26 protein-coding genes are annotated in these 21,572 nt (G+C 53.0%); 9 read left to right on the top strand and 17 right to left on the bottom strand.

Annotation, left to right across the window (positions count from 1 at the left end):
* The first annotated feature begins 85 nt into the window (after positions 1 to 85).
* Complete coding sequence (locus ACFE33_RS11180) at positions 86 to 583, top strand: MarR family winged helix-turn-helix transcriptional regulator (RefSeq protein ID WP_380053313.1); 498 nt, start codon at positions 86 to 88, stop codon at positions 581 to 583.
* A gap of 42 nt (positions 584 to 625) precedes the next feature.
* On the opposite strand, the gene ACFE33_RS11175 is transcribed toward ACFE33_RS11180, so the two are convergent.
* From ACFE33_RS11175 to ACFE33_RS11165, 3 genes are all read right to left on the bottom strand, one after another.
* Positions 626 to 1,054: a VOC family protein gene (locus ACFE33_RS11175; RefSeq protein ID WP_380053311.1), complete on the bottom strand. Its 429-nt coding sequence runs from the start codon at positions 1,052 to 1,054 to the stop codon at positions 626 to 628.
* A gap of 85 nt (positions 1,055 to 1,139) precedes the next feature.
* Entirely contained in the window at positions 1,140 to 2,510 is a 1,371-nt protein-coding gene (locus ACFE33_RS11170; protein ID WP_380053309.1) for a surface lipoprotein assembly modifier, read from the bottom strand.
* Positions 2,510 to 3,376, bottom strand: a complete 867-nt coding sequence (locus ACFE33_RS11165) for a hypothetical protein (RefSeq protein WP_380053307.1) — start codon at positions 3,374 to 3,376, stop codon at positions 2,510 to 2,512. Before ACFE33_RS11165 ends, ACFE33_RS11170 begins: the two co-directional genes overlap by 1 nt.
* Before the next feature lie 220 nt (positions 3,377 to 3,596).
* Between ACFE33_RS11165 and thyX the strand changes: the two genes are divergently transcribed.
* A complete protein-coding gene (thyX, locus tag ACFE33_RS11160) occupies positions 3,597 to 4,505 on the top strand; it encodes an FAD-dependent thymidylate synthase (RefSeq protein ID WP_380053305.1) in 909 nt (302 codons plus the stop codon).
* An 80-nt stretch (positions 4,506 to 4,585) separates the two neighbouring features.
* Here thyX and ACFE33_RS11155 read toward each other — a convergent pair whose 3' ends face one another.
* Together ACFE33_RS11155 and ACFE33_RS11150 are read right to left on the bottom strand one after the other, a co-directional pair.
* On the bottom strand, positions 4,586 to 4,795 hold the full coding sequence (locus ACFE33_RS11155) for a cold-shock protein (RefSeq protein ID WP_380053303.1): 210 nt from the start codon (positions 4,793 to 4,795) through the stop codon (positions 4,586 to 4,588).
* Positions 4,796 to 5,045: 250 nt separating this feature from the next.
* Entirely contained in the window at positions 5,046 to 5,255 is a 210-nt protein-coding gene (locus ACFE33_RS11150; RefSeq protein WP_380053301.1) for a cold-shock protein, read from the bottom strand.
* A gap of 212 nt (positions 5,256 to 5,467) precedes the next feature.
* Here ACFE33_RS11150 and ACFE33_RS11145 point away from each other — a divergent pair, with 212 nt between their 5' ends.
* Positions 5,468 to 5,794 carry an ArsC/Spx/MgsR family protein gene (locus tag ACFE33_RS11145; protein WP_380058710.1) on the top strand — a complete coding sequence of 109 codons (327 nt, stop codon included), beginning with the start codon at positions 5,468 to 5,470 and terminating at the stop codon, positions 5,792 to 5,794.
* Here ACFE33_RS11145 and ACFE33_RS11140 read toward each other — a convergent pair.
* The 5 genes from ACFE33_RS11140 to thrS all read right to left on the bottom strand — a co-directional run bounded on the left by ACFE33_RS11140 (position 5,791) and on the right by thrS (position 10,681).
* Positions 5,791 to 6,360: a DoxX family protein gene (locus ACFE33_RS11140; protein WP_380053299.1), complete on the bottom strand. Its 570-nt coding sequence runs from the start codon at positions 6,358 to 6,360 to the stop codon at positions 5,791 to 5,793. The genes ACFE33_RS11145 and ACFE33_RS11140 overlap by 4 nt on opposite strands.
* Before the next feature lie 10 nt (positions 6,361 to 6,370).
* Positions 6,371 to 7,123 carry a DUF2063 domain-containing protein gene (locus ACFE33_RS11135; protein ID WP_380053297.1) on the bottom strand — a complete coding sequence of 251 codons (753 nt, stop codon included), beginning with the start codon at positions 7,121 to 7,123 and terminating at the stop codon, positions 6,371 to 6,373.
* Positions 7,123 to 7,983: a DUF692 family multinuclear iron-containing protein gene (locus ACFE33_RS11130; RefSeq protein WP_380053295.1), complete on the bottom strand. Its 861-nt coding sequence runs from the start codon at positions 7,981 to 7,983 to the stop codon at positions 7,123 to 7,125. Before ACFE33_RS11130 ends, ACFE33_RS11135 begins: the two co-directional genes overlap by 1 nt.
* Before the next feature lie 98 nt (positions 7,984 to 8,081).
* Entirely contained in the window at positions 8,082 to 8,372 is a 291-nt protein-coding gene (locus ACFE33_RS11125) for a DUF2282 domain-containing protein (RefSeq protein ID WP_380053293.1), read from the bottom strand.
* A gap of 359 nt (positions 8,373 to 8,731) precedes the next feature.
* The gene (thrS, locus tag ACFE33_RS11120; RefSeq protein WP_380053291.1) at positions 8,732 to 10,681 is read right to left on the bottom strand and encodes a threonine--tRNA ligase; all 1,950 of its coding nucleotides are present in this window, start codon (positions 10,679 to 10,681) and stop codon (positions 8,732 to 8,734) included.
* A 191-nt stretch (positions 10,682 to 10,872) separates the two neighbouring features.
* Here thrS and ACFE33_RS11115 point away from each other — a divergent pair, with 191 nt between their 5' ends.
* From ACFE33_RS11115 to ACFE33_RS11105, 3 genes are read left to right on the top strand one after another with little or no spacing between them, the layout of a single operon-like run.
* Positions 10,873 to 11,628 (top strand): alpha/beta fold hydrolase, encoded by a 756-nt coding sequence (locus ACFE33_RS11115; protein WP_380053289.1) that lies wholly within the window; start codon positions 10,873 to 10,875, stop codon positions 11,626 to 11,628.
* A 14-nt stretch (positions 11,629 to 11,642) separates the two neighbouring features.
* Complete coding sequence (locus ACFE33_RS11110; protein ID WP_380053287.1) at positions 11,643 to 12,074, top strand: VOC family protein; 432 nt, start codon at positions 11,643 to 11,645, stop codon at positions 12,072 to 12,074.
* Positions 12,075 to 12,713, top strand: coding sequence for a hypothetical protein (locus ACFE33_RS11105; protein ID WP_380053285.1), 639 nt, complete (start codon positions 12,075 to 12,077; stop codon positions 12,711 to 12,713). It begins immediately after the preceding gene.
* Here ACFE33_RS11105 and phaZ read toward each other — a convergent pair.
* Positions 12,710 to 13,978 carry a polyhydroxyalkanoate depolymerase gene (phaZ, locus tag ACFE33_RS11100; RefSeq protein WP_380053283.1) on the bottom strand — a complete coding sequence of 423 codons (1,269 nt, stop codon included), beginning with the start codon at positions 13,976 to 13,978 and terminating at the stop codon, positions 12,710 to 12,712. The two genes, ACFE33_RS11105 and phaZ, sit on opposite strands and share 4 nt — an antisense overlap.
* A gap of 105 nt (positions 13,979 to 14,083) precedes the next feature.
* Between phaZ and ACFE33_RS11095 the strand changes: the two genes are divergently transcribed.
* The 3 genes from ACFE33_RS11095 to phaR all read left to right on the top strand — a co-directional run bounded on the left by ACFE33_RS11095 (position 14,084) and on the right by phaR (position 17,153).
* Positions 14,084 to 15,904, top strand: coding sequence for a PHA/PHB synthase family protein (locus ACFE33_RS11095; protein ID WP_380053281.1), 1,821 nt, complete (start codon positions 14,084 to 14,086; stop codon positions 15,902 to 15,904).
* 130 nt (positions 15,905 to 16,034) lie between these two features.
* Positions 16,035 to 16,475, top strand: a complete 441-nt coding sequence (locus ACFE33_RS11090) for a phasin family protein (protein WP_380053279.1) — start codon at positions 16,035 to 16,037, stop codon at positions 16,473 to 16,475.
* 138 nt (positions 16,476 to 16,613) lie between these two features.
* On the top strand, positions 16,614 to 17,153 hold the full coding sequence (gene phaR / locus ACFE33_RS11085) for a polyhydroxyalkanoate synthesis repressor PhaR (RefSeq protein ID WP_380053278.1): 540 nt from the start codon (positions 16,614 to 16,616) through the stop codon (positions 17,151 to 17,153).
* A gap of 33 nt (positions 17,154 to 17,186) precedes the next feature.
* Here phaR and ACFE33_RS11080 read toward each other — a convergent pair whose 3' ends face one another.
* The 6 genes from ACFE33_RS11080 to ACFE33_RS11055 all read right to left on the bottom strand — a co-directional run bounded on the left by ACFE33_RS11080 (position 17,187) and on the right by ACFE33_RS11055 (position 21,557).
* Positions 17,187 to 18,026, bottom strand: a complete 840-nt coding sequence (locus ACFE33_RS11080; RefSeq protein ID WP_380053276.1) for an ABC transporter permease subunit — start codon at positions 18,024 to 18,026, stop codon at positions 17,187 to 17,189.
* A complete protein-coding gene (locus ACFE33_RS11075) occupies positions 18,023 to 18,907 on the bottom strand; it encodes an ABC transporter permease (protein WP_380058709.1) in 885 nt (294 codons plus the stop codon). Before ACFE33_RS11075 ends, ACFE33_RS11080 begins: the two co-directional genes overlap by 4 nt.
* Before the next feature lie 73 nt (positions 18,908 to 18,980).
* Complete coding sequence (locus tag ACFE33_RS11070) at positions 18,981 to 19,703, bottom strand: transporter substrate-binding domain-containing protein (protein ID WP_380053274.1); 723 nt, start codon at positions 19,701 to 19,703, stop codon at positions 18,981 to 18,983.
* A 146-nt stretch (positions 19,704 to 19,849) separates the two neighbouring features.
* The gene (locus ACFE33_RS11065; protein WP_380053272.1) at positions 19,850 to 20,641 is read right to left on the bottom strand and encodes an ABC transporter ATP-binding protein; all 792 of its coding nucleotides are present in this window, start codon (positions 20,639 to 20,641) and stop codon (positions 19,850 to 19,852) included.
* Positions 20,642 to 20,782: 141 nt separating this feature from the next.
* Entirely contained in the window at positions 20,783 to 21,220 is a 438-nt protein-coding gene (locus ACFE33_RS11060) for a TerB family tellurite resistance protein (RefSeq protein WP_380053270.1), read from the bottom strand.
* Between the two features lie 34 nt (positions 21,221 to 21,254).
* Positions 21,255 to 21,557 carry a DUF1330 domain-containing protein gene (locus ACFE33_RS11055; protein WP_380053268.1) on the bottom strand — a complete coding sequence of 101 codons (303 nt, stop codon included), beginning with the start codon at positions 21,555 to 21,557 and terminating at the stop codon, positions 21,255 to 21,257.
* Positions 21,558 to 21,572: the final 15 nt, after the last annotated feature.

The following is a 21,572-nucleotide window of genomic DNA, read 5'->3' as shown; positions in this document are numbered from 1 at the left end:
AATTTTCTCTCAATTTTTATGGCTTAACCGAATGTTTGGCTTTTGCCGCCAAAGTCTCTCTCAAGAGCTATTTGCGGAGAGATTGATGAGTTTACATACTAAATTTGAACTGCCGTCAGCGCAGGGATTCATGCCGAGCTATCTTGAGGCTTTGGCCTTGGTTGAGCGGCTTCATCGGCTATTGCTCGACGTTATTAAGGACGAGTTCGAGCGCGTCGGTGTGCTGGATATTAATGCGGTTCAGGCGCTTTTGCTCTTCAACATCGGCGAAAACGAAGTCACAGCGGGCGAGTTGAAGTCTCGTGGTTATTATCAGGGTTCGAACGTGTCCTATAACCTCAAGAAACTGGTGGATACGGGGTACATGCACCATCAACGCTGCGAGATTGACCGCCGCTCTGTGCGTGTGCGACTGACCGAAAAGGGACGCCACATTCGGAATGTTGTGAACGAGTTGTTCCTGCGTCACGCAGACGGGCTTGAGAAAAAAGGTGTGCTTGGGGCCGAGGGCATTGAAGATATCAATGTGGCGCTGCGGCGTGTGGAACGGTATTGGACCGATCAGATCAGATATATCTACTAGGCAAAAGGTCCGCACAACAAGCTGCGCGGACCTTCGATGGGCTTACCAGTGGCCAGTATTTTCCATGCTCGCCCAAGGTTCGGCAGGAGCGAGGCTCTCACCCTTTTGCAGCAACTCGATCGAGATGTTGTCAGGTGAGCGGACAAAAGCCATGTGGCCGTCGCGGGGCGGGCGGTTGATAATGACACCTGCGTCCTGAAGCTTTTGGCAGACGGCATAGATATCATCTACCTCATAGGCCAGATGCCCGAAGTGTCTGCTATCGCTTGGGAGTTCGTCATCGCCGTCCCAGTTGTAGGTTAGCTCTACCGGGCATTCTTCTTGCCCCTCTGGCGCCATGAAAATAAGGGAAAAGCGGCCAGATTCATTGTCGTAACGCTTGGTTTCTTTGAGGCCCAATAGTTCATAGAACGCCATTGAGGTTTCGAGATTTTTTACGCGCACCATCGTGTGAAGGTATTTTAACGTCATTTCGGTATCCTTTGCTGTTCGACGGCAAGGTGATCTGAAACCGCAAAGAGGTTCAAGAGGGCACGCGGAATTTTCTGGTGGCTGGCTAGAAAGTGCTGCGAATGCCGAGATTGACGCCGAAACTATTCACAGAAAAGAGCGGAGCGTTTGAAATTTTGCGTTGGTACAGAATGTCTAGAACAGGAGCGAAACCATAATATTCAAACTCGTCAAAGAACATCGACAGGGTGGCCACAGTTTGATGGTCCTTGCGCTGTTCGCCGCGCACGTATCGCGTTGTGTCATAGAGTTGGGCCTCGTATTGGACGCCAAAGCTCGTGGTCGCGTTGAAAAATGGTTTGGCCCAAGTATAGCGAAATCCACCTCCGATCGCGTCATTCGCAAGATCGGTGGCGCGGCCAAACTCTTTGTCACCAGTCAAGTTTGTCGTGCTCGCCGTGAAATTCCACGCGAAGATTCCGCCGGATTCCGTCGCGCGACGCTGTTGGAAGATGAGGGAATACTGGCTGGTGTCGCGCGCGTGATTATCAAGGCGAGAATTACCCTCGGCGAAGAGGGACAATCTGTTCTCAACACCGTTCTTTTGACGATAAACCGCCGCGTATTTCAACCAAACAAGGTTGCTAAGTGGTTCGCCGCCATAGCGGTACCGCCCGATTTGCGCCTCGACCGATTGAGCGAGCCGAGAGGAGGGGGCGCTCCAGTCATAGGCGGCGTGGAGTTTGAGGCTGGAGAATGCAAAGTCGCTGCCGCTGGCATCGGGCGCGATTTCTTTGGCCTCTTGCGAGAGCGCATACTGCCGTGTTTCGATATCCACGCCAAACCGCCAAGCTTGGGTGCTGGAAACTGGTTTGGTGTATTCCGCCGCCGCGCCGAGTGTCAGGCCAAGACCCGAGAGTGGCTTGTTCCTCCCTGACACCAAGAGAGGTAATCCGCCGATCGTGATTACATCGGCGTTGGAGCCGTTATTGATGTTGGAGGATGGGCGCAGAGCAAAGCGGTAATCCATCGACCATGGATTGATGCTGCGGACATAGCGCAGATCGTTGACCGCTTTCTCTTTGGTCGCTTCCGTCGGAGCAATCTGCGCAGCGCGGCGCAACCAGATTTGCGAGCGTGTGTAGGCCTTGTTTGACGAAAGGGCTTGTGCGGTGACGAGGGCTGCGTTGAATTTTCCCTCTGGATCTTCGGCGAGGGACCATGCCTTTTTGCCTGACTTGGTCGCTTCACCATAGTTGCCGAGGTGCCGTTCGGAAATCGAAAGCAATAAATGCGCGCTTAGGTCGTTTGGGTCGCGCAGCAGCAATCCTCTCGCGAGTTCGCGCGCAACAAGTGGTTGCCCCTCAAGGAGGAACTGCTGCGCGGCATTGCGCGCTTGGTCCGGTGAAATACGGATTTGTGCCGCTGCAGGCAATGCCATACCGCCAATCAGCAATATGGCCCAGAGAAGTCGCATTAGTCGGTTACGATAAAGACGCCAGTTTCTTGAACCCGTCCGAGCTCAGAATCTTCGTTATCAACCGCACCTTCGATCTTGACTGTTCCAACGATTTGCTCGCCATTGCGGCCCGCAAACACACCTTCGTATGAACCGCTCGCCTTTATGTCGCTGCCTTGGAAAGTGTTCGCGGTTCCGCTGTTGATCCGGCCATCTTCGCTGATAGAAGTTTCATTCAGGATAATGTTTGAGAGGCTGCCCAAGCTATTGCCCTCGACATCGAATTCTTCACGGTTACGGATGCCGCCGAGTACGGCGCCATCGACATCAAAATCAAGAAGGTCGACGAAAATAACGGCATCACCGCTTGCGAGCGAAACTTCCGAGCGCCCAGATTTAGAGTCGCCTACGATAATACCAGCGTAATCACCACGGTAGACGAGTTCGCCTTTTTTGACGGGGAGATTTACGTTTGTTGTGTTGCGTCCGATCATCGCGCCGCCGTGGCCATACTCGGCATAGAATGCGGTGCCTGCAGCGCCTGCGCGGCCATTTTCACTGGATGCGTAAATAGCGTAGTATTGGGCTTTGCCTTGCTCACCACTTTTCTTGCTGGCGAATACTTCGAAGCCTTCAACAGTCTTGATACCTGTGTTTTCATAACGGCCGTCCACACCGTCAAAGGGCAGGTTGTTAATGATCAGCTCGTCGTTTTTGGCGTCATAGACGAGGTTGTTCATCTCGGCCGTGTAGATTTCTTTGGGGTCTGTGGAAACGCCATCCTCACCGTCTGATCCTGGTCCGGTGGTCGTGCCGAACGGTGCTTCGCCGCCTCCGCATGCCGAAAGGGTCAACGCTGCACAGAATAGGAATTTTTTATACATAGGATGGGCCACTGCTTTTGCCTGAGTTTTCGCAAAGGTTTAGGCAATCGGAATAAAAGTCAATCATCGAGCGCGTTTAGGGAAGGTTTTTCTAAGTGTGTGGTTTTTATGGGAGCCCAATATTAGCCCCGCATTTTGTGGCCAAGCCGCATTACGTTCGTATATATAGGTATGAAAACGAGTCGCAGAACGCCAACCATACGCGCAGTGAGGATCCCATATGCCCCTTAGCCCCGAGCAGCTAGCAGAAATCGAAGCCCTTCGCGGCACCCCTCAACCAACCCTTCGGGCTGTTGCGCCGGGGATGGAAAAGCATCTCTATACTGCGCAGGAAGTCTTGGATCATGGCTTTGTACGTGTGGTGGATTACATGGGGGACGATGCGGCGATCTGTCAGGCGGCGCGGGTTTCCTATGGTAAGGGGACAAAATCGGTTCAGAACGACAAGGGTCTGATCCGCTACCTGATGCGTCATTGGCATTCGACTCCGTTTGAAATGTGCGAAGTGAAGTTGCACGTGAAGTTGCCGATTTTTGTTGCGCGTCAGTGGATCCGTCACCGTACGGCCAATGTGAACGAATATTCCGCGCGGTATTCAATTCTTGATCGCGAATTTTACATTCCTGCGCCTGAGCATTTGGCGGCGCAGTCGGTGATAAACAATCAGGGGCGCGGAGAGAACCTAACGGGTGAGGAAGCGGCGCGTGTATTGGAGATTCTGAAATCCGATGCAAACCGCGCCTATGACAACTATGAGAGCATGATCTCGGAAGAGGGGCAGCAAGGTCTGGCGCGGGAGTTGGCGCGGATGAACCTTCCGAGCAATATTTACACACAGTGGTACTGGAAGGTTGACCTGCATAATCTGTTCCACTTCCTGCGTTTGCGGGCGGATAGTCATGCGCAATATGAAATCCGTGTTTATGCCGATGCAATTGCGAAGGTTGTCGCGGATTGGGTTCCTGCGGCCTATGGCGCGTTCGAAGACTACCGCATGGGCGGAGCAACCCTGTCGGCGCAGGCGCTGGATGTTGTCCGTCGCCGCCTGAAAGGGGAAGACGTGACACAAGAGAATTCCGGCATGGCCGCGCGCGAATGGCGTGAATTCATTGAACTTGTGGATGGTTAGGGTTCGCACTTAAAGCGGGACATAAAAAAACACCCTGCGAAATTCGCAGGGTGTTTCTCGTTTAGCAGAAGCTAAAGCTATTAGTCAGCTAGTGCCAAATCGCCAGCAGAAGCGCGACCGTCGCGACCTTCTTGAAGCTCATATGTCACTTTCTGGTTGTCGGCCAAGCCTGTAAGGCCTGCGCGCTCAACTGCAGAAATGTGTACGAATACATCAGATCCACCAGCGTCTGGTGCGATAAAGCCGAAGCCTTTAGTAGTGTTAAACCATTTTACGGTGCCAGTAGCCATTCCCGTATCTCCTATCATTGGCCGCCCACATTATGCGGCGGTTTGGTGATCAGCCCTTGTTATTAATCGAACCGGCTGCTCAGAAGAGGGAAGGCGGGAGGATAGAGTCTGTCGTCACAGCTCTCATATGGGGCTTTTATGCGGAAACTGCAAGTGTTTCCGTAAACTTGTGCGAAATCGTTATAATAAAAGGAAAAAGAACGGCCCGAGTGCCGGGCCGCAAACCATTGTATTCGACGATATTAGAAAATTAACCGATAGTTTTCAGTTCGCCTGCGGATTCACGTCCATCGCGACCAGCAATCAATTCGTATTCAATTTTCTGGTTGTCAGCCAAGCCTGTTAGACCTGCTTTTTCAACTGCGGAAATGTGAACAAATACGTCCGATCCGCCTGCGTCAGGTGCAATAAAGCCGAAGCCTTTAGTAGTGTTAAACCATTTAACGGTGCCGGTAGCCATCCGTTTTCTCCCTAATCAATTCTTACCCATCGCGGAATTGCGGCGGGCTGTGCCTAAGAAAATTTGGGTCAAACGTCCTGTGGATACAGGAGCAGAAGAGCAAAAATTCTGCTAACACGGTGAAAACGGTAGCGCGAATCGAGGAAAACGCAAGTATTTTCACGACTTGGCCGCAGATTGTTTGAAAAATTCGAAGCATTTGAGGGAAAATGATGAAGATTTGGGGGCTTAAAGCCTGTGATACCTGTCGTAAGGCGAACAAGGCAATCGCAGCGCAGGGCGTGGAGCTCGAAAGCATTGATGTGCGCGCGGACGGTGTGGCGACGGATGATCTGAACCGATTTTACGACGCGTTTGGTGAGGCATTGGTCAATCGGCGCTCGACCACTTGGCGGGGATTGTCGGAGGATGAGCGTGCGGGCGACCCGATTGAATTGTTGCGCGAGCACCCGACATTGATGAAACGGCCCGTGATCGAACATCAGGGCACGCTTTACCTGGGATGGGGGGCGGACGTGCAGGCGGCCATTCTGGACTAGAGGCGGTCTTGGCGAGTGGTTCCAATCAGAATTCGATCAAGCGAGATCGGGCCCGCGCCTTTGATAATCAGAATGACCAGAATCGAAATCCAGAACAGTCGCTGATCCAAAATGACGCTATCGGGGAAGCGGTCAAACCATGCGCCGAGGGTTTCGGGCTGTTCTATGCCGCCGTGGCCATAGAGGTCAGTTAGGCTTTGGACTGTGATGAAGCCGATCATTCCGATACTTGCGAGCCGTGTAAACAGACCAAGTACAATCAGCGCCGGCAGAACGAACTCGGCCGTTGTTCCAGCAACGACCACCAACCAATGGAACCAGCTTAACTGGCCGATGTCATAAGAGACGGCCTCCATTGCTTTTGGGAAAATCTGGGCATAGGCACCAACCGAAGGGGAAAAAAGGCCAAAGATACCATCCCCTAGTTTGAGCCACGCCGAGTTCCAGTAATATATCAGCAAAGTCGCCGCGAAGGTGAAGCGCGCGAGCGTCGGAAGCAGCCACGTCCCCGCGATCGAGGTGATGAGCGAAACGACAAAATCGTAAAAGCGAATGAGCGTGTGCATAGTTTTGTCCTTATTGAGGCGCGATTTTGGTGATCGCGCCGCCAGAGAAGAGGATGCCCAACACTTGCGAGAGATCAAAACCCTGTGTCGCGCCAGCGGTGTCGAATGCCTCGGAGAAACGTGCACCGTTTTGGAGTGAGGAGATGAAGGCGGCACCACCGCGCGGAAGGAGCGAGACCTGAGGATCAAAGTCGGGACGCGTTACAATAACGTCTTGCGCGCCGGGTGTGACGGCGGGGGCATCAGGGCGCGTATTGGCGAGATAAATGGCGTGCAGCGGCCAGCGCGATTGAAGGATGTGTACCGTTGGAGCAAACGAAACTTGCGACTTCATCAGCATATCAGGAGGCATATTCTGCAGCGTTTCGGGCGCAATCGGGGTGGTGTCGGCCGCATGATAGGATTGGCGCAGAGCGAGTTCGAGGCGTGCAACATCCGCAAGATAGGGCAGGTGCGCGACAGGCTCAAACGTCTCTAGAAACGATGGCATCCGCGAGCCGTAAAACATCATTAGAGGAGATTGCGGCGGGTGCTCTCGAAGGAAGACGCCCGCGAGCGCGTTAAAGAATTCTTCGCCAACAATGCGCGTGAGAATGGGGAATGCCTGTGTGAGCGCTTCGGTTAAGGAAACCGCAACATTGTTGCGATAGACCGAAAACCTCTTGCCCGCCGTTGAGTCATCAGGGCTGCGCAGACCACTCGGCACTGCCTGATCAGGATCAAGCAGGGCGGTGATAAACTCGGATTGAGAAACGGTCACCATTAGGCTGGGACCTTTGCGAGCGCGTCTGCGGCGCGTTTTGCTTCGGCCGCAAGGGTCGGCCATTCGGGGATGTCGTTGTCCCATTCAATAAGGCTCGGTTTTGCGCCGCCCTTCTGGAGGGTATAGGCGTACATTTCCCATACGGGCTCTGCGACCTCGCGGCCGTGGCTGTCGATGAGGAGCGGTGCACCTGTGTCGTCAGTGTCTTCTTCGTGTCCAGCGAGGTGAATTTCACCGACCAGATCTAGCGGGAACGCGTCGATGTAGGAATATGGATCGGTTTTCTGATTGGTTGCAGAAATGAAAACATTGTTCACATCAAACAAAAGTCCACAGCCTGTGCGCCGCGAAATTTCCGAAAGGAACTCCGCCTCAGGGATCTGGCTCTCGGCGAATTTCAGATAGTTTGAGGGGTTTTCAAGCAGCATTCGCCGACCGACGACCTCTTGCACTTGGTCGATATGACGGCAAATGCGCAACAGGGTTTCTTCGGTGTAAGGAAGCGGGAGGAGATCGTTCATAAAGCCCATATCATGCGTAGACCAAGCGAGATGCTCGGAAAAACTGGCGGGGTTTAACCATGATATCAGGTGCTTGAGGCGTGCGAGGTGCTCAGGATCAAGGGGCATTTCACCGCCGATAGACAGGCCAACGCCATGCACGGAAATGGGGAATTTCTCGGAAAGGGCGCGCAGTTGCGCGATGGGGCGTCCGCCATCTCCCATGTAGTTTTCCGCATGAATTTCCAACCACTCAACAGGTTTTGGATCGTTCATGATGTCAGAAAAATGCTGGGGTTTGTAACCCACGCCCGGGCAACAGGGGAGAGACTCAAATTGATGCGGGGTTGCGTCAAGCATGGGAGCCTCCAAAATGTGCTTAAAGTCAGTAGTATAACAGATAGTGTCGCGAATCCGCAAATTGGGTGCGCCCTCCCCGTAGGGAAGGCGCCAAGGTATTATGCTGGGATGTCGCGCTCAAGGGCTTCGAGAGAACCCATGCGGCCTTCGCCCACATCCATCGTTTCGCACGTGCCAGCGGCAACAAGTTTCCATGCATTGCCTTGGTAATCCACTTTGGATGTGCCAGCGCATGTTGTGCCAGGGCCAGCGGCGCAGTCGTTTTCACCTGCGAGTGCTACACCGAAGCATTTCTCTTGTTCACCATCTGCGGCAGCAGGAAGGGCGTGGGCAGTAAGAGCAGCAGCAACAGCGCCAGCAACTGCAAGAGATTTCATCTGGTTAGACATCTGGATATCCTTTTGAAAAATACTGTTTGATATCGCGTCGAGCGATAACGAGATATTAGGCGCTTGCATTGCTAACAAACCACTCACATAGGCGTTATTCACCTGCGCGTGAGTTTATGCGAGTTATTCGTGGTGAGCGCTAAAACGTGGAAAAGCTCTTTATTTCAAGGTTCCAGCGCGGGAACCTTGGGGTGATGAGCAATCGTCAGGCGCTGAAATGCACGAATTGTTTCAGGGCAGAGCGCCGATTTTGTAATAATTGAGACGAATTTTGGTGCGGGATTTGCGCAATATTTCAAAATGTTCGGCAAAAAGGAATGCCCTGAAACATATGTCTCAGGGCATTCAGATGTTTTTCATTACTTCCGCAGATCAGGCGGTGTCGCATCCACCGCGAGTTCTGCGGCGATCTCATCGAGCGATACGACTGTCGTTTTCTTTTCGCCCAAGCGGCGCAGCGTTACTGTGCGCTCTTCGACTTCTTTCATGCCAACGGCGAGGATAACCGGCACTTTGCCAAGGCTGTGCTCGCGGACCTTATAGTTGATTTTTTCGTTGCGAATGTCGGCCTCGGCGCGGACGCCACGCTTCTTAAGTTCGGCAACCACTTCGTGCACGAAGTCATTTGCATCAGACACGATCGAAGCAACGACGACCTGACGCGGAGCAAGCCAGAACGGGAATTTGCCCGCGTGTTCCTCAATCAGAATGCCGATAAAGCGCTCAAAGCTTCCCAAGGTCGCGCGGTGTAACATATAGGGAGTGTGCTTGGCGCCATCCTCGGCAATGTAGGTTGCCTCAAGCCGCTCAGGGATGTTCGGATCGACCTGAAGTGTGCCGCATTGCCAATCACGGCCAATCGCGTCGGTGAGCACGAATTCCAGCTTTGGCCCATAGAATGCGCCTTCGCCGGGGTTCAGTTCGTAATCACAATCTGCGGCTTCGCAGGCATTGCGCAACGCAGCCTCGACCACATCCCAGCTCTCGTCGGAACCAACGCGTTTTTCGGGACGGTCAGAGAACTTGATGCGGAAGTTATCAAATCCGAGGTCTTTGTAGGTCTGGGACAAGAAGTCGATGAACTCTTTAGTTTCAGACTCGATTTGCGCCTCGGTACAGAAAATGTGCCCGTCATCTTGGGTGAATCCGCGCACACGCATAATGCCGTGGAGCGCGCCGGAAGGTTCATAACGGTTACACGATCCGAATTCTGCCATGCGAAGCGGTAGGTCGCGATAAGACTTGATACCTTGGTTAAAGATTTGAACGTGACACGGGCAGTTCATCGGCTTCATCGCGTTGATAGCTTTTTCGCGTGCATGTTCTTCGTCGACTTCAACGATGAACATATTCTCTTGGTATTTTTCCCAGTGTCCGGATTTTTCCCAGAGTTTGCGATCCACAATCTGTGGGGTGTTGACCTCCTGATAGCCACCAGCGTTCTGACGACGGCGCATATAGTCCTGAAGCTCGGTATAAACTTTCCAGCCGTTCGCGTGCCAGAAAACCTGTCCAGGTGCTTCTTCTTGCATGTGGAACAAATCCATCTCGCGGCCAAGCTTGCGGTGATCGCGTTTGGCGGCTTCTTCGAGCATGTTGAGGTGTTTTTTCAGGCCCTCTTTGTTCTGAAACGCAACGCCATAGATACGCTGAAGCATCGCGCGGTCGCTGTCGCCGCGCCAATAGGCGCCCGCGATGGACATCAGCTTGAATGCATCACCGGGTACTTGGCCGGTGTTCTGAAGGTGCGGCCCACGGCAGAGATCCTGCCAATGCCCATGCCAATACATGCGCAGCGGTTCGTCGCCGGGGATCGAGTTGATCAGCTCTACTTTATAAGGCTCGTTATTGGCCTCATAGAACTTGATCGCGCGGTCACGGTCCCAAATTTCGGTGGTCACAGGCTCGCGCTTGTTGATGATTTCCTTCATCTTTTTCTCGATGACTTCGAGGTCCTCGGGTGTGAAGGGCTCGGCGCGGTCAAAATCATAGTACCAGCCGTTTTTGATAACAGGGCCGATGGTAACTTTGACGTCGGGCCAGATTTCTTGAACGGCGCGCGCCATGATGTGGGCACAGTCGTGACGGATCAGCTCATTCGCCTGTTCTGCGTCCTTGATTGTGTGGATCGCAATGCTGGCGTCATTATTGATGGGCCACTGAAGGTCCCAGTGTGCGCCATCTACCGTTGCAGAGATGGCCTTTTTCGCCAAGGAATTCGAAATGCTCGCGGCAACTTCGGCGGGCGTTACGCCTGCGTCGTATTCACGGGAATTGCCATCGGGAAGGGTGAGGGAGATTTGGGCCATCTGGGGCTCCTCGTCAGTTTGGCGCCTACAAAACGCCCGGTTGCGGGTACATGTTCGCGCGTCTTGTGCCGCCTTGAGGGCCCAGAGTCAACGAAGTTTCATAATGATTTTGCACAGGTTTCGGAGGTGAGAGGGGTTGAATATACGTCTTGCTAGGGGCACTCTCACGGCAATAAAACCGGAGCGCATCAATGACAAAACCACAATTTTTCACCACGCCACAAGGCCGCGAAATCGCGTATCACAAGACAGACGGCACAGGGCCGGGCGTTGTGTTCCTTGGGGGCTTTATGTCCGATATGGGCGGCACCAAGGCGGTATATCTTGAGGAATGGGCGCGCAAAAACGGCCGCTCATTTCTGCGGTTTGATTACTCAGGGCACGGCGACAGTGGCGGAGAGTTTACCGATGGTTCTATCGGTGAATGGGCGCAGGATGCACAGGCCGCGATCAGCGCTTTGACGGATGGTCCGCAGGTCTTGATTGGATCGTCAATGGGCGGATGGATCGCGCTTTTGGTGGCGCGTTCAATGCCCGAGAAAATAGCGGGCCTCGTGGGAATTGCGGCGGCGCCCGACTTTACCGAAGACAGTATGTGGGACGGGTTTGGCGACGCACAAAGGGCCGAGTTGGAGCAAACGGGGCGCGTTGCCCTGCCGAGCGACTATGATGATGGCCCCTACATTATTACCAAGAAGTTGATCGAGGACGGACGTAGCAATCTGGTGCTGCGCAGCCCGTTGAGTCTCAACTTCCCAACACGTTTTCTTCAAGGGACCGCGGATGAGGATGTGGATGTGTCCGTCGCGAACCGCTTGCTTGAGCATGTTGAGGGAGCGGACATTCGCCTCACGCTTGTCAAAGGTGCCGATCATCGGTTTTCAACGCCCGAGTGCCTAAACTTGATCGCCAAGACATGCGAAAAGGTTCTGGCGCGCGCAACATGAAATAGGAGCGGAATATGGACCAGCGCGTTAGCCTGATAACACTTTGTGTGGATGACATGGAGGCCTCTGCCGCGTTCTATGAAGCGCTGGGGTGGAAACGGGTTGAGAGTCAGGATGGCGTTGTCGCCTTTGATTTGATCGGGCAGACGTTGGGCCTTTATACCAAGGCGGGGATGGCCGAGGAATTGGGCATCCCACTTGAGAGTATCGGTGGCTTTTCTGGAGTGACCCTTGCGCATAATTTGCGCACCAAGGAAGAGGTCGCGCCATTGCTAGAGCGTGCCGAGAAAGCAGGCGGGCGTATTCTCAAACCTGCGCAAGACGTATTCTGGGGCGGGTATCATGGATATTTTGCTGATATCGACGGGCACGTCTGGGAAATCGCGCATAACCCTTTTTCACCACTTGGTCCCAATGGCGAATTCCAGTGGAACGGGGTGAAATAGATGCGCAAGCCCACGTCTATGCGTAGGCTTGAGGCCCTTGGGCGTGTACGGCTCTCCAAGTATTTCTATATGCGGGATTTTCTGTTTTCAGAGATTGCCGCGGTACATGGTTTCTCAAACATACCGGATGATCCCGATATTGCGATTAAGGCTGGGCGCGCCCTTTGCTCTGAACTATTGGACCCGCTGCAAGAGACATTCGGGGCGGTTGCTCTTCGGTCGGGGTATCGTTCAGCAGAGGTTAATCAATTCGGGAACGCGCACGGTCTAAACTGCGCTCGCAACGAAGCCGATTTTGGCGGACATATCTGGGATCATCTCGACAGTAGGGGCGCGCTAGGCGCGTGCGTTTGCGTTGTTATCCCTTGGTTTGCGGACCGATATGAACAGGGTAGGGATTGGCATGATCTTGCGTGGTGGTTGCACGATTACTTGCCCTATTCCGAGATACGGTTTTTTCCGAAACTTGCAGCGTTTAACCTGACATATAGCGAGCAACCCAAGAGAGAAATCAGGGGTTGGATCGGAGGCAACTCTGTACTTCTTCGGGAGGGCGAAGAACCACAAGAAACCTTGGTCCAACGCAAAAGCCGATACCAAGATTTCCCAAAGTTTTGTTGCTTGGACTTACCTCACTAGGCCTTGAGCTTGGTGACGGTCGCCGATTTTTTGGTTGGGGCGTTTGAGTCAATGAAATCAAGAACAAGCGGGCGGATGTTATTGCGCCAACTTTTCCCCGCAAAAATCCCATAGTGCCCCGCGTCTGGCTCAAGGTGGCTTGCCTTTTTGCTGTCGTCTAGGCCTGTCAGTAGGTCAAGTGCAGCAACGCATTGGCCCGGGGCGGAAATGTCATCATTGGCACCCTCAACGGTTTTTACCGCAACGGAAGTAATTTTGCCTATATCTATCGGTGTTCCATCGACGGTGAACTGGTTCTTGGCGATTTCGCCAGCCTTGAAAATACGCTCAACCGTCGAGAGATAGAACTCAGCTGTCATATCCATAACGGCGAGGTATTCGTCGTAGAAACGATTGTGCTTGTCGTGATCTCCTGCTTCGCCTTTGGAAACGCGCAAGATTTGGTCACTGAACGCTTGGTTGTGGCGTTCGCCGTTCATCGACATAAATGACGCAAGTTGCAGCAATCCGGGATAAACGCGGCGGCCTACACCTTTATACTTGAAGCCAACACGCTGGATTGCGGTCTCTTCGAGTTGGCCCATAGTGACGCGGCGGCCAAAATCAGTCACGTCGGTTGCTGCGGCATCCGGATCAATCGGGCCACCAATCAACGTAAGGGTGCGGGGTTGCGCGCTTGGATCTTGTGCGGCGAGGTATGCTGTTGCGGCAAGGGCGAGAGGCGCAGGCTGGCAAATAGCGATGACATTCGCGTCCGCCCCAACTTCGCGCATGAAGTCAACGAGGTAGAGCGTATAATCCTCAATGTCGAACTTGCCCGCTGAAACTGGAATGTCGCGCGCGTTGTGCCAATCAGTAATATACACATCCGCATCAGGTAGCAGACTGGCGACGGTGCTGCGTAGCAAAGTGGCATAGTGACCAGACATCGGTGCAACGAGCAAAATTTTGCGGGCCATTTCCGCGCGGCCCTGAACATTAAAGCGGATAAGATCGCCGAAGGGGCGGGAAACGATTGTTTCGATTTGAATTAAGTGGTCACGACCATCATTAGACGGAATGGAGTGAATTCCCCAGTCGGGCTTGGCGACCATGCGCGCGAACGAGCGTTCCGTAACTTCGCCCCAAGCGCCCATCCATTGAAGAAAGGGGTTCGGCACGAGGCCCATTGCGGGGTATGCGGCGATGGCCTGAGCAGTCGCTCCTAGCCATTGGTTGGTATTGCGCACCGTCTCCATCAGGTCATAGGTTGTCATATCCCGCATGTTCGCTCCTTCACAGCGCTTGGTTCTCGCGCTAAGCTGAAATTGTGCTGCACGTGCTTACTATGTATGCTGCACCTGCAGAAAGACTAGGGTAGAATTTCAATTATGACAACAGATCAGAACGATAGCGGCCAAAATAATTCAAGCGCCAAATCAAATGAAACGTCTGAACGGCTTACTGAAAATCTGCTTAAGCTAGAGCAGCTTTCGGCGCGGTTGGTCGCCGCGATGTCCAGCAAACGCAAGATTGATCCGAACCTCCAAGGGCCGAGCGGAGAGCTCTTTATGAAGGCCGCCGCGGCCTATATGGCCGAGATGATGAACAACCCTTCCAAGATTGTTGAACATCAGGTTGCCTATTGGGGGAAGTCGCTAAAACACTATGTCGAAGCGCAGAAAGTCTTGAGCGAAGGCAAGCTGGAGACACCCGCAGACACAGGGCCGGAGGATCGGCGTTTTTCTGATCCAATGTGGGATACACACCCCTATTTCAACTATATAAAACAGCAGTATTTGATGAATAGCGAGGCCGTCACTCAGGCCGTCGCCGATATGGACGGGCTAAGTGCATCTGATCGCAAGCGCGTAGATTACTTTAGCCGCCAGATCGTTGATATGTTCTCGCCTAACAACTTCCTCGGAACCAATCCGACCGCACTCGCACGCGCTGCCGAGACTGAGGGACAGTCGCTCGTGGACGGGCTTGAGAACCTTGTTCGTGATATCGAGGCGAATAACGGCGAATTGCTGGTGACCTTGGCGGATAAAGAAGCGTTTCAAGTCGGCGAGAATCTCGGGACAAGTAAGGGCGGAGTCGTCTATCGCAATCGAATGTTTGAGCTGGTGCAATATTCACCACAAACCGAAACCGTCCATAAAACACCGCTGATTATCTTTCCGCCGTGGATCAACAAGTTCTATATTCTGGACCTGAAAACCAAGAACAGCCTGATCAATTGGATCACCGAACAGGGGTTTACCTTGTTCGTGGTGTCATGGGTGAACCCCAATGCCGCCTATGCTGACGTTGGGATGGACGATTATGTTAATGACGGTTATCTTGAAGCGATCAACGTCGTCAAAAAGATCACCAATGAGAAAAAGGTTAATGTCGTCGGCTATTGTATTGCAGGTACGACCCTTGCGTTGACGCTCTCCAAGCTAAAGAAGCTGGGAGATAAGTCGGTTAAATCCGCGACATTCTTTACGACACTCACCGATTTTTCGGATCAGGGAGAGGTCGGCGTATTCCTTGACGAAGGGTTCGTCGGCGGTATTGAGCGCGAAGTGGCCGAGAAGGGGCTGCTGGATTCCTTCTTTATGTCGCGGACGTTCTCTTATTTACGGTCTAATGATCTGATTTATGCACCTGCCATTCGGAATTACATGATGGGCGAGGCGCCGCCGGCGTTTGACCTGCTGTATTGGAACGGTGATGGCACCAATCTTCCGGGGCGTATGACCGTGGAGTACTTGCGCAACCTTTGTCAGGAAAACCATTTCGCGCGCGGAATCTATGAGATGGAAGGGGACACGCTCTCTATCCAAGATGTGGATGTGCCCGTTTGCGCGATTGCCTGTGAAACCGACCATATCGCCGCGTGGAAATCCTCATATAACGGGGTTCGTCAATTCGGGAGCAAATCCAAGACGTTTATCCTTTCGGAAAGTGGGCATATCGCAGGGATCGTGAACCCGCCGAGCAAGCAGAAGTACGGTCACTATACCAATGACGATCTGGATCAGGGTGCCGCCAAGTGGCATGAGGGCGCAGAATTTCACGAGGGATCGTGGTGGCCAAGGTGGGGGGAATGGCTTTCCAAACACTCCGGAACACAGATTCCTGCGCGAAAACTGGGCGATTCCAAGCACCCTGTGCTGTGTGATGCACCAGGAACATATGTTTTGTCTCCTGTAAGTGATTGATTTATATGGGATTGAATAAATATTGCTGCGATGCAGCATAAAATACTTGAAATGCTGCGGTGCAGTATGCATATTGCTTGTACGAGATTAATTCATTCGGGCCCTCCCGCCCGTAGTTTGGAGCAAGCACATGACAAAAGCACAAGATTTCACCAAAATCATGCAAGACATGGTTGGCGCATTCCCCGTAGACACATCTGCCTTCGAAGGCGCATTCAAAAACTCTGCCGCTCTTGGCGACAAAATGTCCAAAGTTGCGCTTGCCGCAGCTGAGAAATCAAACGAGATTTCCACAAAATGGACAAAAGAAACACTGGAAAAACTCTCTGCTGTTTCTGCAGTTAAAGAAGAGCCAGCTGATTATAGCAAAGCAATGACGGATTTCGCTTCGTCTACTGCCGAGCTCGCTGCTGAAAACCTTGCTGCCTTCGCTGAAGTAGCAAAAAAAGTACAAGCTGAAACAGTTGAGCTTATGCTCTCTGCAGGCAAAGAAATGTCCGAAGAAACATCTGCGGCAGTTAAAAAAGCAACTGCTGACGTTTCTAAAGCCGCAAAAGCTGCGACTAAGTAAGCGACACCAAATTCGCGCAGGGAACTCCTCCTCCCTGCGTCTCCTCCGAGGCGAGATCCAATGGGTCTCGCCTTTTCTTTTGTTGCTTTCCGTTCGCGCTTGCGCAATCCTTCTGCAACGCAGAAGGAGGGGATACCTGTGAGCGAATCCGAAAAACCTTTACTTATTAAGCGCTACGCCAGCCGTCGGCTGTATAATACCGAAACCAGCGACTATGTTACGCTTGACGATATCGCGGAGTTCATCCGCGCTGGGCGCGAAGTGCAGATTATCGACCTCAAGAGTGGTGATGATCTAACTAGGCAGTATCTCCTTCAGATCATTGCCGAGCGCGAGAGCCGTGGAGAGAATGTTTTACCCATCAATGTGCTTACGGATCTGGTGCGCAGCTATACCAACCAAGCTGGCAGCGTCGTGCCCGATTTCCTCGCGGCTAGTTTCGAAATGCTCCGAGAAAGCCAGAATACCGTGATGGGTGGAATGGTGAACCCGATGGTCGGTATTCCGGGGTTTGAGGCATTCAAAGCGCAGCAAGAAGCCTTCCTCAAGACAATGACCGGTGCGTGGACTCCAACTGAGCCGGAAAAGAAAGAGAAAGAAGCTGATAGCGAGAGCGATTTGAGTGACATCAAAAAGCAACTCGCCGAGCTTCAGAGTAAGCTTTCCAAGATGAGCTAAACCGAGCCACTAGAGGCAACGATAGCGTTGTCTCTAGCGGATGATTTGTGGGCGGAAGCGGAATTTACGCCGCGCTGCACTTGGTAGGTGCTGGTTCAAACGTTTGCCAATCGCCCCATAAACCGCGATCACCCCGAGCGTCAGAATAATGTAGTAGAACGCCAAGATCGGGTAGGGGATGAACGGGTTGAACGTCTTGTCCGCAAAATAGCTTGCGTAATAGAGCGCATCACCACGTTGTTGCCACGCCGGAAAGCCCGAGAAAAACACAAGCGTCGTTGCATGGAACAAGAATATCGCCTCGTTCGTATAGGCAGGCCACGCAAGGCGCAGCATCGTCGGATACACGACCCGTTTGAACTTTTTCCATCCAGACAGACCATAAGCTTCGGCGGCTTCAATATCCCCTTTGGGAATAGAAGTTAGCGCGCCATAGAAGATCTCTGCGGAGTAGGCCGTGGTGTTCAGGAACAAAACAAAAAGCGCGCCGAGCCATGCTTTGGTCAGCATTCGGGTCTCAAGCGTTATCTGGACAAAGCCGAGGTTCAGATCATAGCCGAGCTTAGGCAGTAGCACGAAAGCTTCGTATGCAAGGAAGAACTGAATAAACAGTGGCGAGCCGCGGAACACAAAGATGAAAATCTCCGCAGGGCGTCTGAAAATCCAGCGGTTGGAATCTTTGGCCAAGGCAATCGCAATTGCGGCAAAGAAGCCAAAGGCAATCGCTAGCACACCGAAATACAAGTTCCAGATCATACCCGAACCAATCAGCGTAAACTGATCACAGAGGGTGAAATCCGTTCTAGGGAGCAAACGCTCACCAAAACCGATGGAACGGAAGGCGTAGTTTTGGATGGTTTCGAGACAGCTCATGATGTCGCTCCTCGACGCTGTGCCTCGCCGCCGGATGTGGCTTGGCCGTGCGACATGCGCTTCATCATGCGGGCAAAGAATTTTTCGCTGACCTTGGTGAGCAGCAAGTAAAACGCCAGCAGCCCAAGGAAATACCATATCCGCCAATCAGGGTGCGGATAGGCAAAAGCGTTGGTTTTCATACCACCAAGTTCCCGCGCCCAGTAAACGATGTCCTGAATCCCCAGAAGGAAAAGCAGCGGTGTCGCTTTGACAAGAATGAGCCAGAGATTCGATAGACCAGGAAGCGCGTAGACCCACATTTGCGGGACGAGAATGCGCCAGAAGCTCTGGCGATGGGTCATTCCATAAGCTTCGGCTGTTTCGATCTGTGCGTGAGGCACAGCGCGCATGGCACCAAAGAGAACATTGGCCGCAAAGGCGCCAAAAACGATAGCGAATGTAAAGACCGCGATGGAGAAGCTATAGGCGTCGTGAACCCACGCAGCGGAGGATGAAAGCGGCATCTTGGCATCGGGGCAGACGAGGAAGTCGCTCCCTTGGCGGATCGGGTCTGTCCAATCGGGGCATTTCACCTTGTGACGCAACCATTCGATTCCTTGGTCGAGGGCAATCACAAAGAACATGAAAAACGCAATGTCGGGAACGCCGCGCACGATCGAAGTATAGCCAACGCCGATCCAGCGAAGCGGCGGAATGTGGCTTCGGGTGGCCATTGCGCCAAGGAAACCAAAGAACAGTGCAACGGGGGCTGTTACGGCCAACAGTAGCAATACTGTGCCGAACGAGCCGTAGAACGTCATGTGTTTGGCCGTCGTCAAGTAGCACGACAGCCATCTAACACCTTCGAGGGTGGAGGGATCAGAGCAATAAGAGAAGATCGGACAATCCTCGGGTACTAGAGAACAAAGAGATGGCGCGCACCAAGTTAGGTGCGCGCCAATTGATTAGTAATTAGAAAGTTTGGGCGTCTTCGCCGAACCACTTAACGATCATCGGGTTAAGAGTTCCGTCGTCTTTCATGGATTGGATAGCTGCGTCGAACTTAGCTTTCAGCTCGCCGTCGCTTTTGCGAAGGCCGATGCCGATACCACCGCCGAGTGGAACGGGCTCACCAACGATTTGCATTTCACCACCGCTTTGCTCTGCGATCGGAAGAACATAGTCTTCGTCAGCGAAAACAGCATCTGCTTCGCCATTGCGAACGGCTGCTACTGTTTCGTCAGGTGTCGCGAACTCTACCAAAGTAGCGCCGCTTTCCGCGATGTAGCCAGCTTGGATCGTTGCTGCTTGTGCTGCAATCACGCCGCTTTCGAGGTCTACGTCAGCAGACATGGCAAGAAAGGACGAGTTGGAAGGAGGTGTATAGTTCTGAGAGAAATCAATAACTTCCTTACGCTCGTCTGTGATCGACATACCGGCGATGATTGTGTCGTAGTTGCCGGAGTTGAGGTTTGTGATGATGCTGTCCCAGTCGTTCTGGACCCACTCACAAGTTAGCTCGGCGCGTTCGCAAAGCTCGTTGCCGAGTTCGATCTCAAAGCCGTCAAGTTTGCCATCATCGTTGATGAAGTTGTAGGGAGGGTAGGCGCCCTCGGTTCCCATGCGGATTGTGTCAGCCATAGCAACGCCCGCAGTGAGCGCTAGCGCAGCGGTGGACAAGATCAGTTTTTTCATTTTATAGTCTCCCGTAGTTGGATTGGTTGTTAGGTTGTTCAGCAGGGCACAATCCAGCATCCCTGACGAATGAATTGCGCGATTTAGACGCGCATTAATCACTGTTCGCGTGTTTCCAGAATTTGCACTGTTCCCAAATTTCCATATTAAGCACTCACTGTGGCGCTAAGAAATTGTTGCAGACGTTCTGTTTGCGGATTCGAGAATATCGTGGACGGATGTCCCTGTTCCTCGATTTTTCCCTTGTGAAGGAACACGACGTGATCGGAAACATCATTCGCAAGACGCATGTCATGCGTCACGATAATCATCGTCCGGCCTTCTTCTGCCAGGTCCTTGATCACTCTGACGACTTCCTGCTCAAGCTCGGGGTCGAGCGCGCTGGTTGGTTCATCAAACAGAAGGGCCTTGGGTTGCATACAAAGTGCGCGGGCGATGGCGGCGCGCTGCTGTTGCCCGCCCGATAGTTGTGCGGGGTAGGCATCGCATTTGTCGCCAATCCCCACTTTGTCCAAAAGTGCGCGCGCGCGTTTATCAACCACTGCGGGGTCTTCACCCAGCACGGTCACGGGCGCTTCCATCACGTTTTGAAGGATGCTCATGTGTGCCCACAGATTGAACTGCTGAAACACCATCGCAAGATTGGTCCGAATGCGGCGCACCTGTGCCTTGTCGGCGGGGTGGCGTCCGAGGCCGGTGCCTTTCCATGAAATAGGTTCGCCCTCAAACAGGACGTCGCCGCTTTGGCTGTCCTCAAGAAGGTTCGCGCAGCGCAAGAGCGTCGATTTCCCTGACCCTGAAGAGCCAATGAGCGAAACAACATCCCCTCGACGTGCGGTGATATCCACCCCTTTGAGCACTTCCAGAGGTCCATAGGATTTGTGGAGATCTCTGATTTCAATGACGGGCGGTTGGCTGTCGGTTTGTTCTGTTGTCACGATATCTCGAGCGTTAGGGACTAGGTACTAGATTAGGGAGGATATTCCAAAAAAATGCAAACCGAAAGAAGAGTGACGCGTGGGAACTTTGCATTCTGGTCAAAAATCTGCCCTTGATTACTATTTGTTCACCTTCGAACACTATCCAAGCGCAGAAAGAGCTTTCTGGCGGCAGCGTGCGCTATCGACGTCATTCACGCCAAGCAGGTTCGCAAGCAAACGCATAAGGGTATCCTCATGCGTATCACGCGAACCATCGGCAAGCACGACTTGCCAAAGTGCCTCGATAACGGCTTCGCGCTCCTCAAATGGTACAGAATCCTTAATTGCGCGCGTAAAGCGCACCGTGTCCGGCGCATCTTTTTCGTATTGCTCCGCTTCTTGGCGAAGGGTGGTTGTCGCTTGCGGTGTCAGGCCGTAGCGGCTGCTCAGGATGCGATCAATGCGTGCAATTTCCTCGGGAGCATAGTCCCCGTCGGTGCGCGCAACCCGTACAAGCAACCCCGCGATCGCTACGCGGTCATCTGGTGCCTGCGGGGCAGCATTCGGTGCAAATACAGAGAGAAGTTTGTTCATCATTGGCGTTCTCATTCCTTTCGGAAGGGCCGAGCAGTTATCCGCCCCAGCCTTCAATTATTGTTAAATCGGCATCAGAGACCGGATCACGAAGGGCTTTCGCCTCTCGGTATGCCTCGCTTTCATAGCAGGCCTTCGCAGCGGCAAGGTCGGGGAACTCAACAATAACCGTGCGCGAGCGAAGCTGGCCTTCGACCACATCTTGTTCCGCGCCACGAATAAGGAATCGGCCACCAAACTCTGCGAATGCAGTTGCATTGGCGGCGACATACTTCTTGTATTCATCGGGGTCGCGCACATCCACATGCGCAACCCAGTAACCTTTTGGGGTGTCCGTCATATGACCTCCGATTTT

This window comes from Falsihalocynthiibacter sp. SS001 (genome assembly GCF_042445055.1).
Lineage (GTDB): Bacteria > Pseudomonadota > Alphaproteobacteria > Rhodobacterales > Rhodobacteraceae > Falsihalocynthiibacter.
This window is presented reverse-complemented; position numbering and strand designations above follow the sequence as displayed.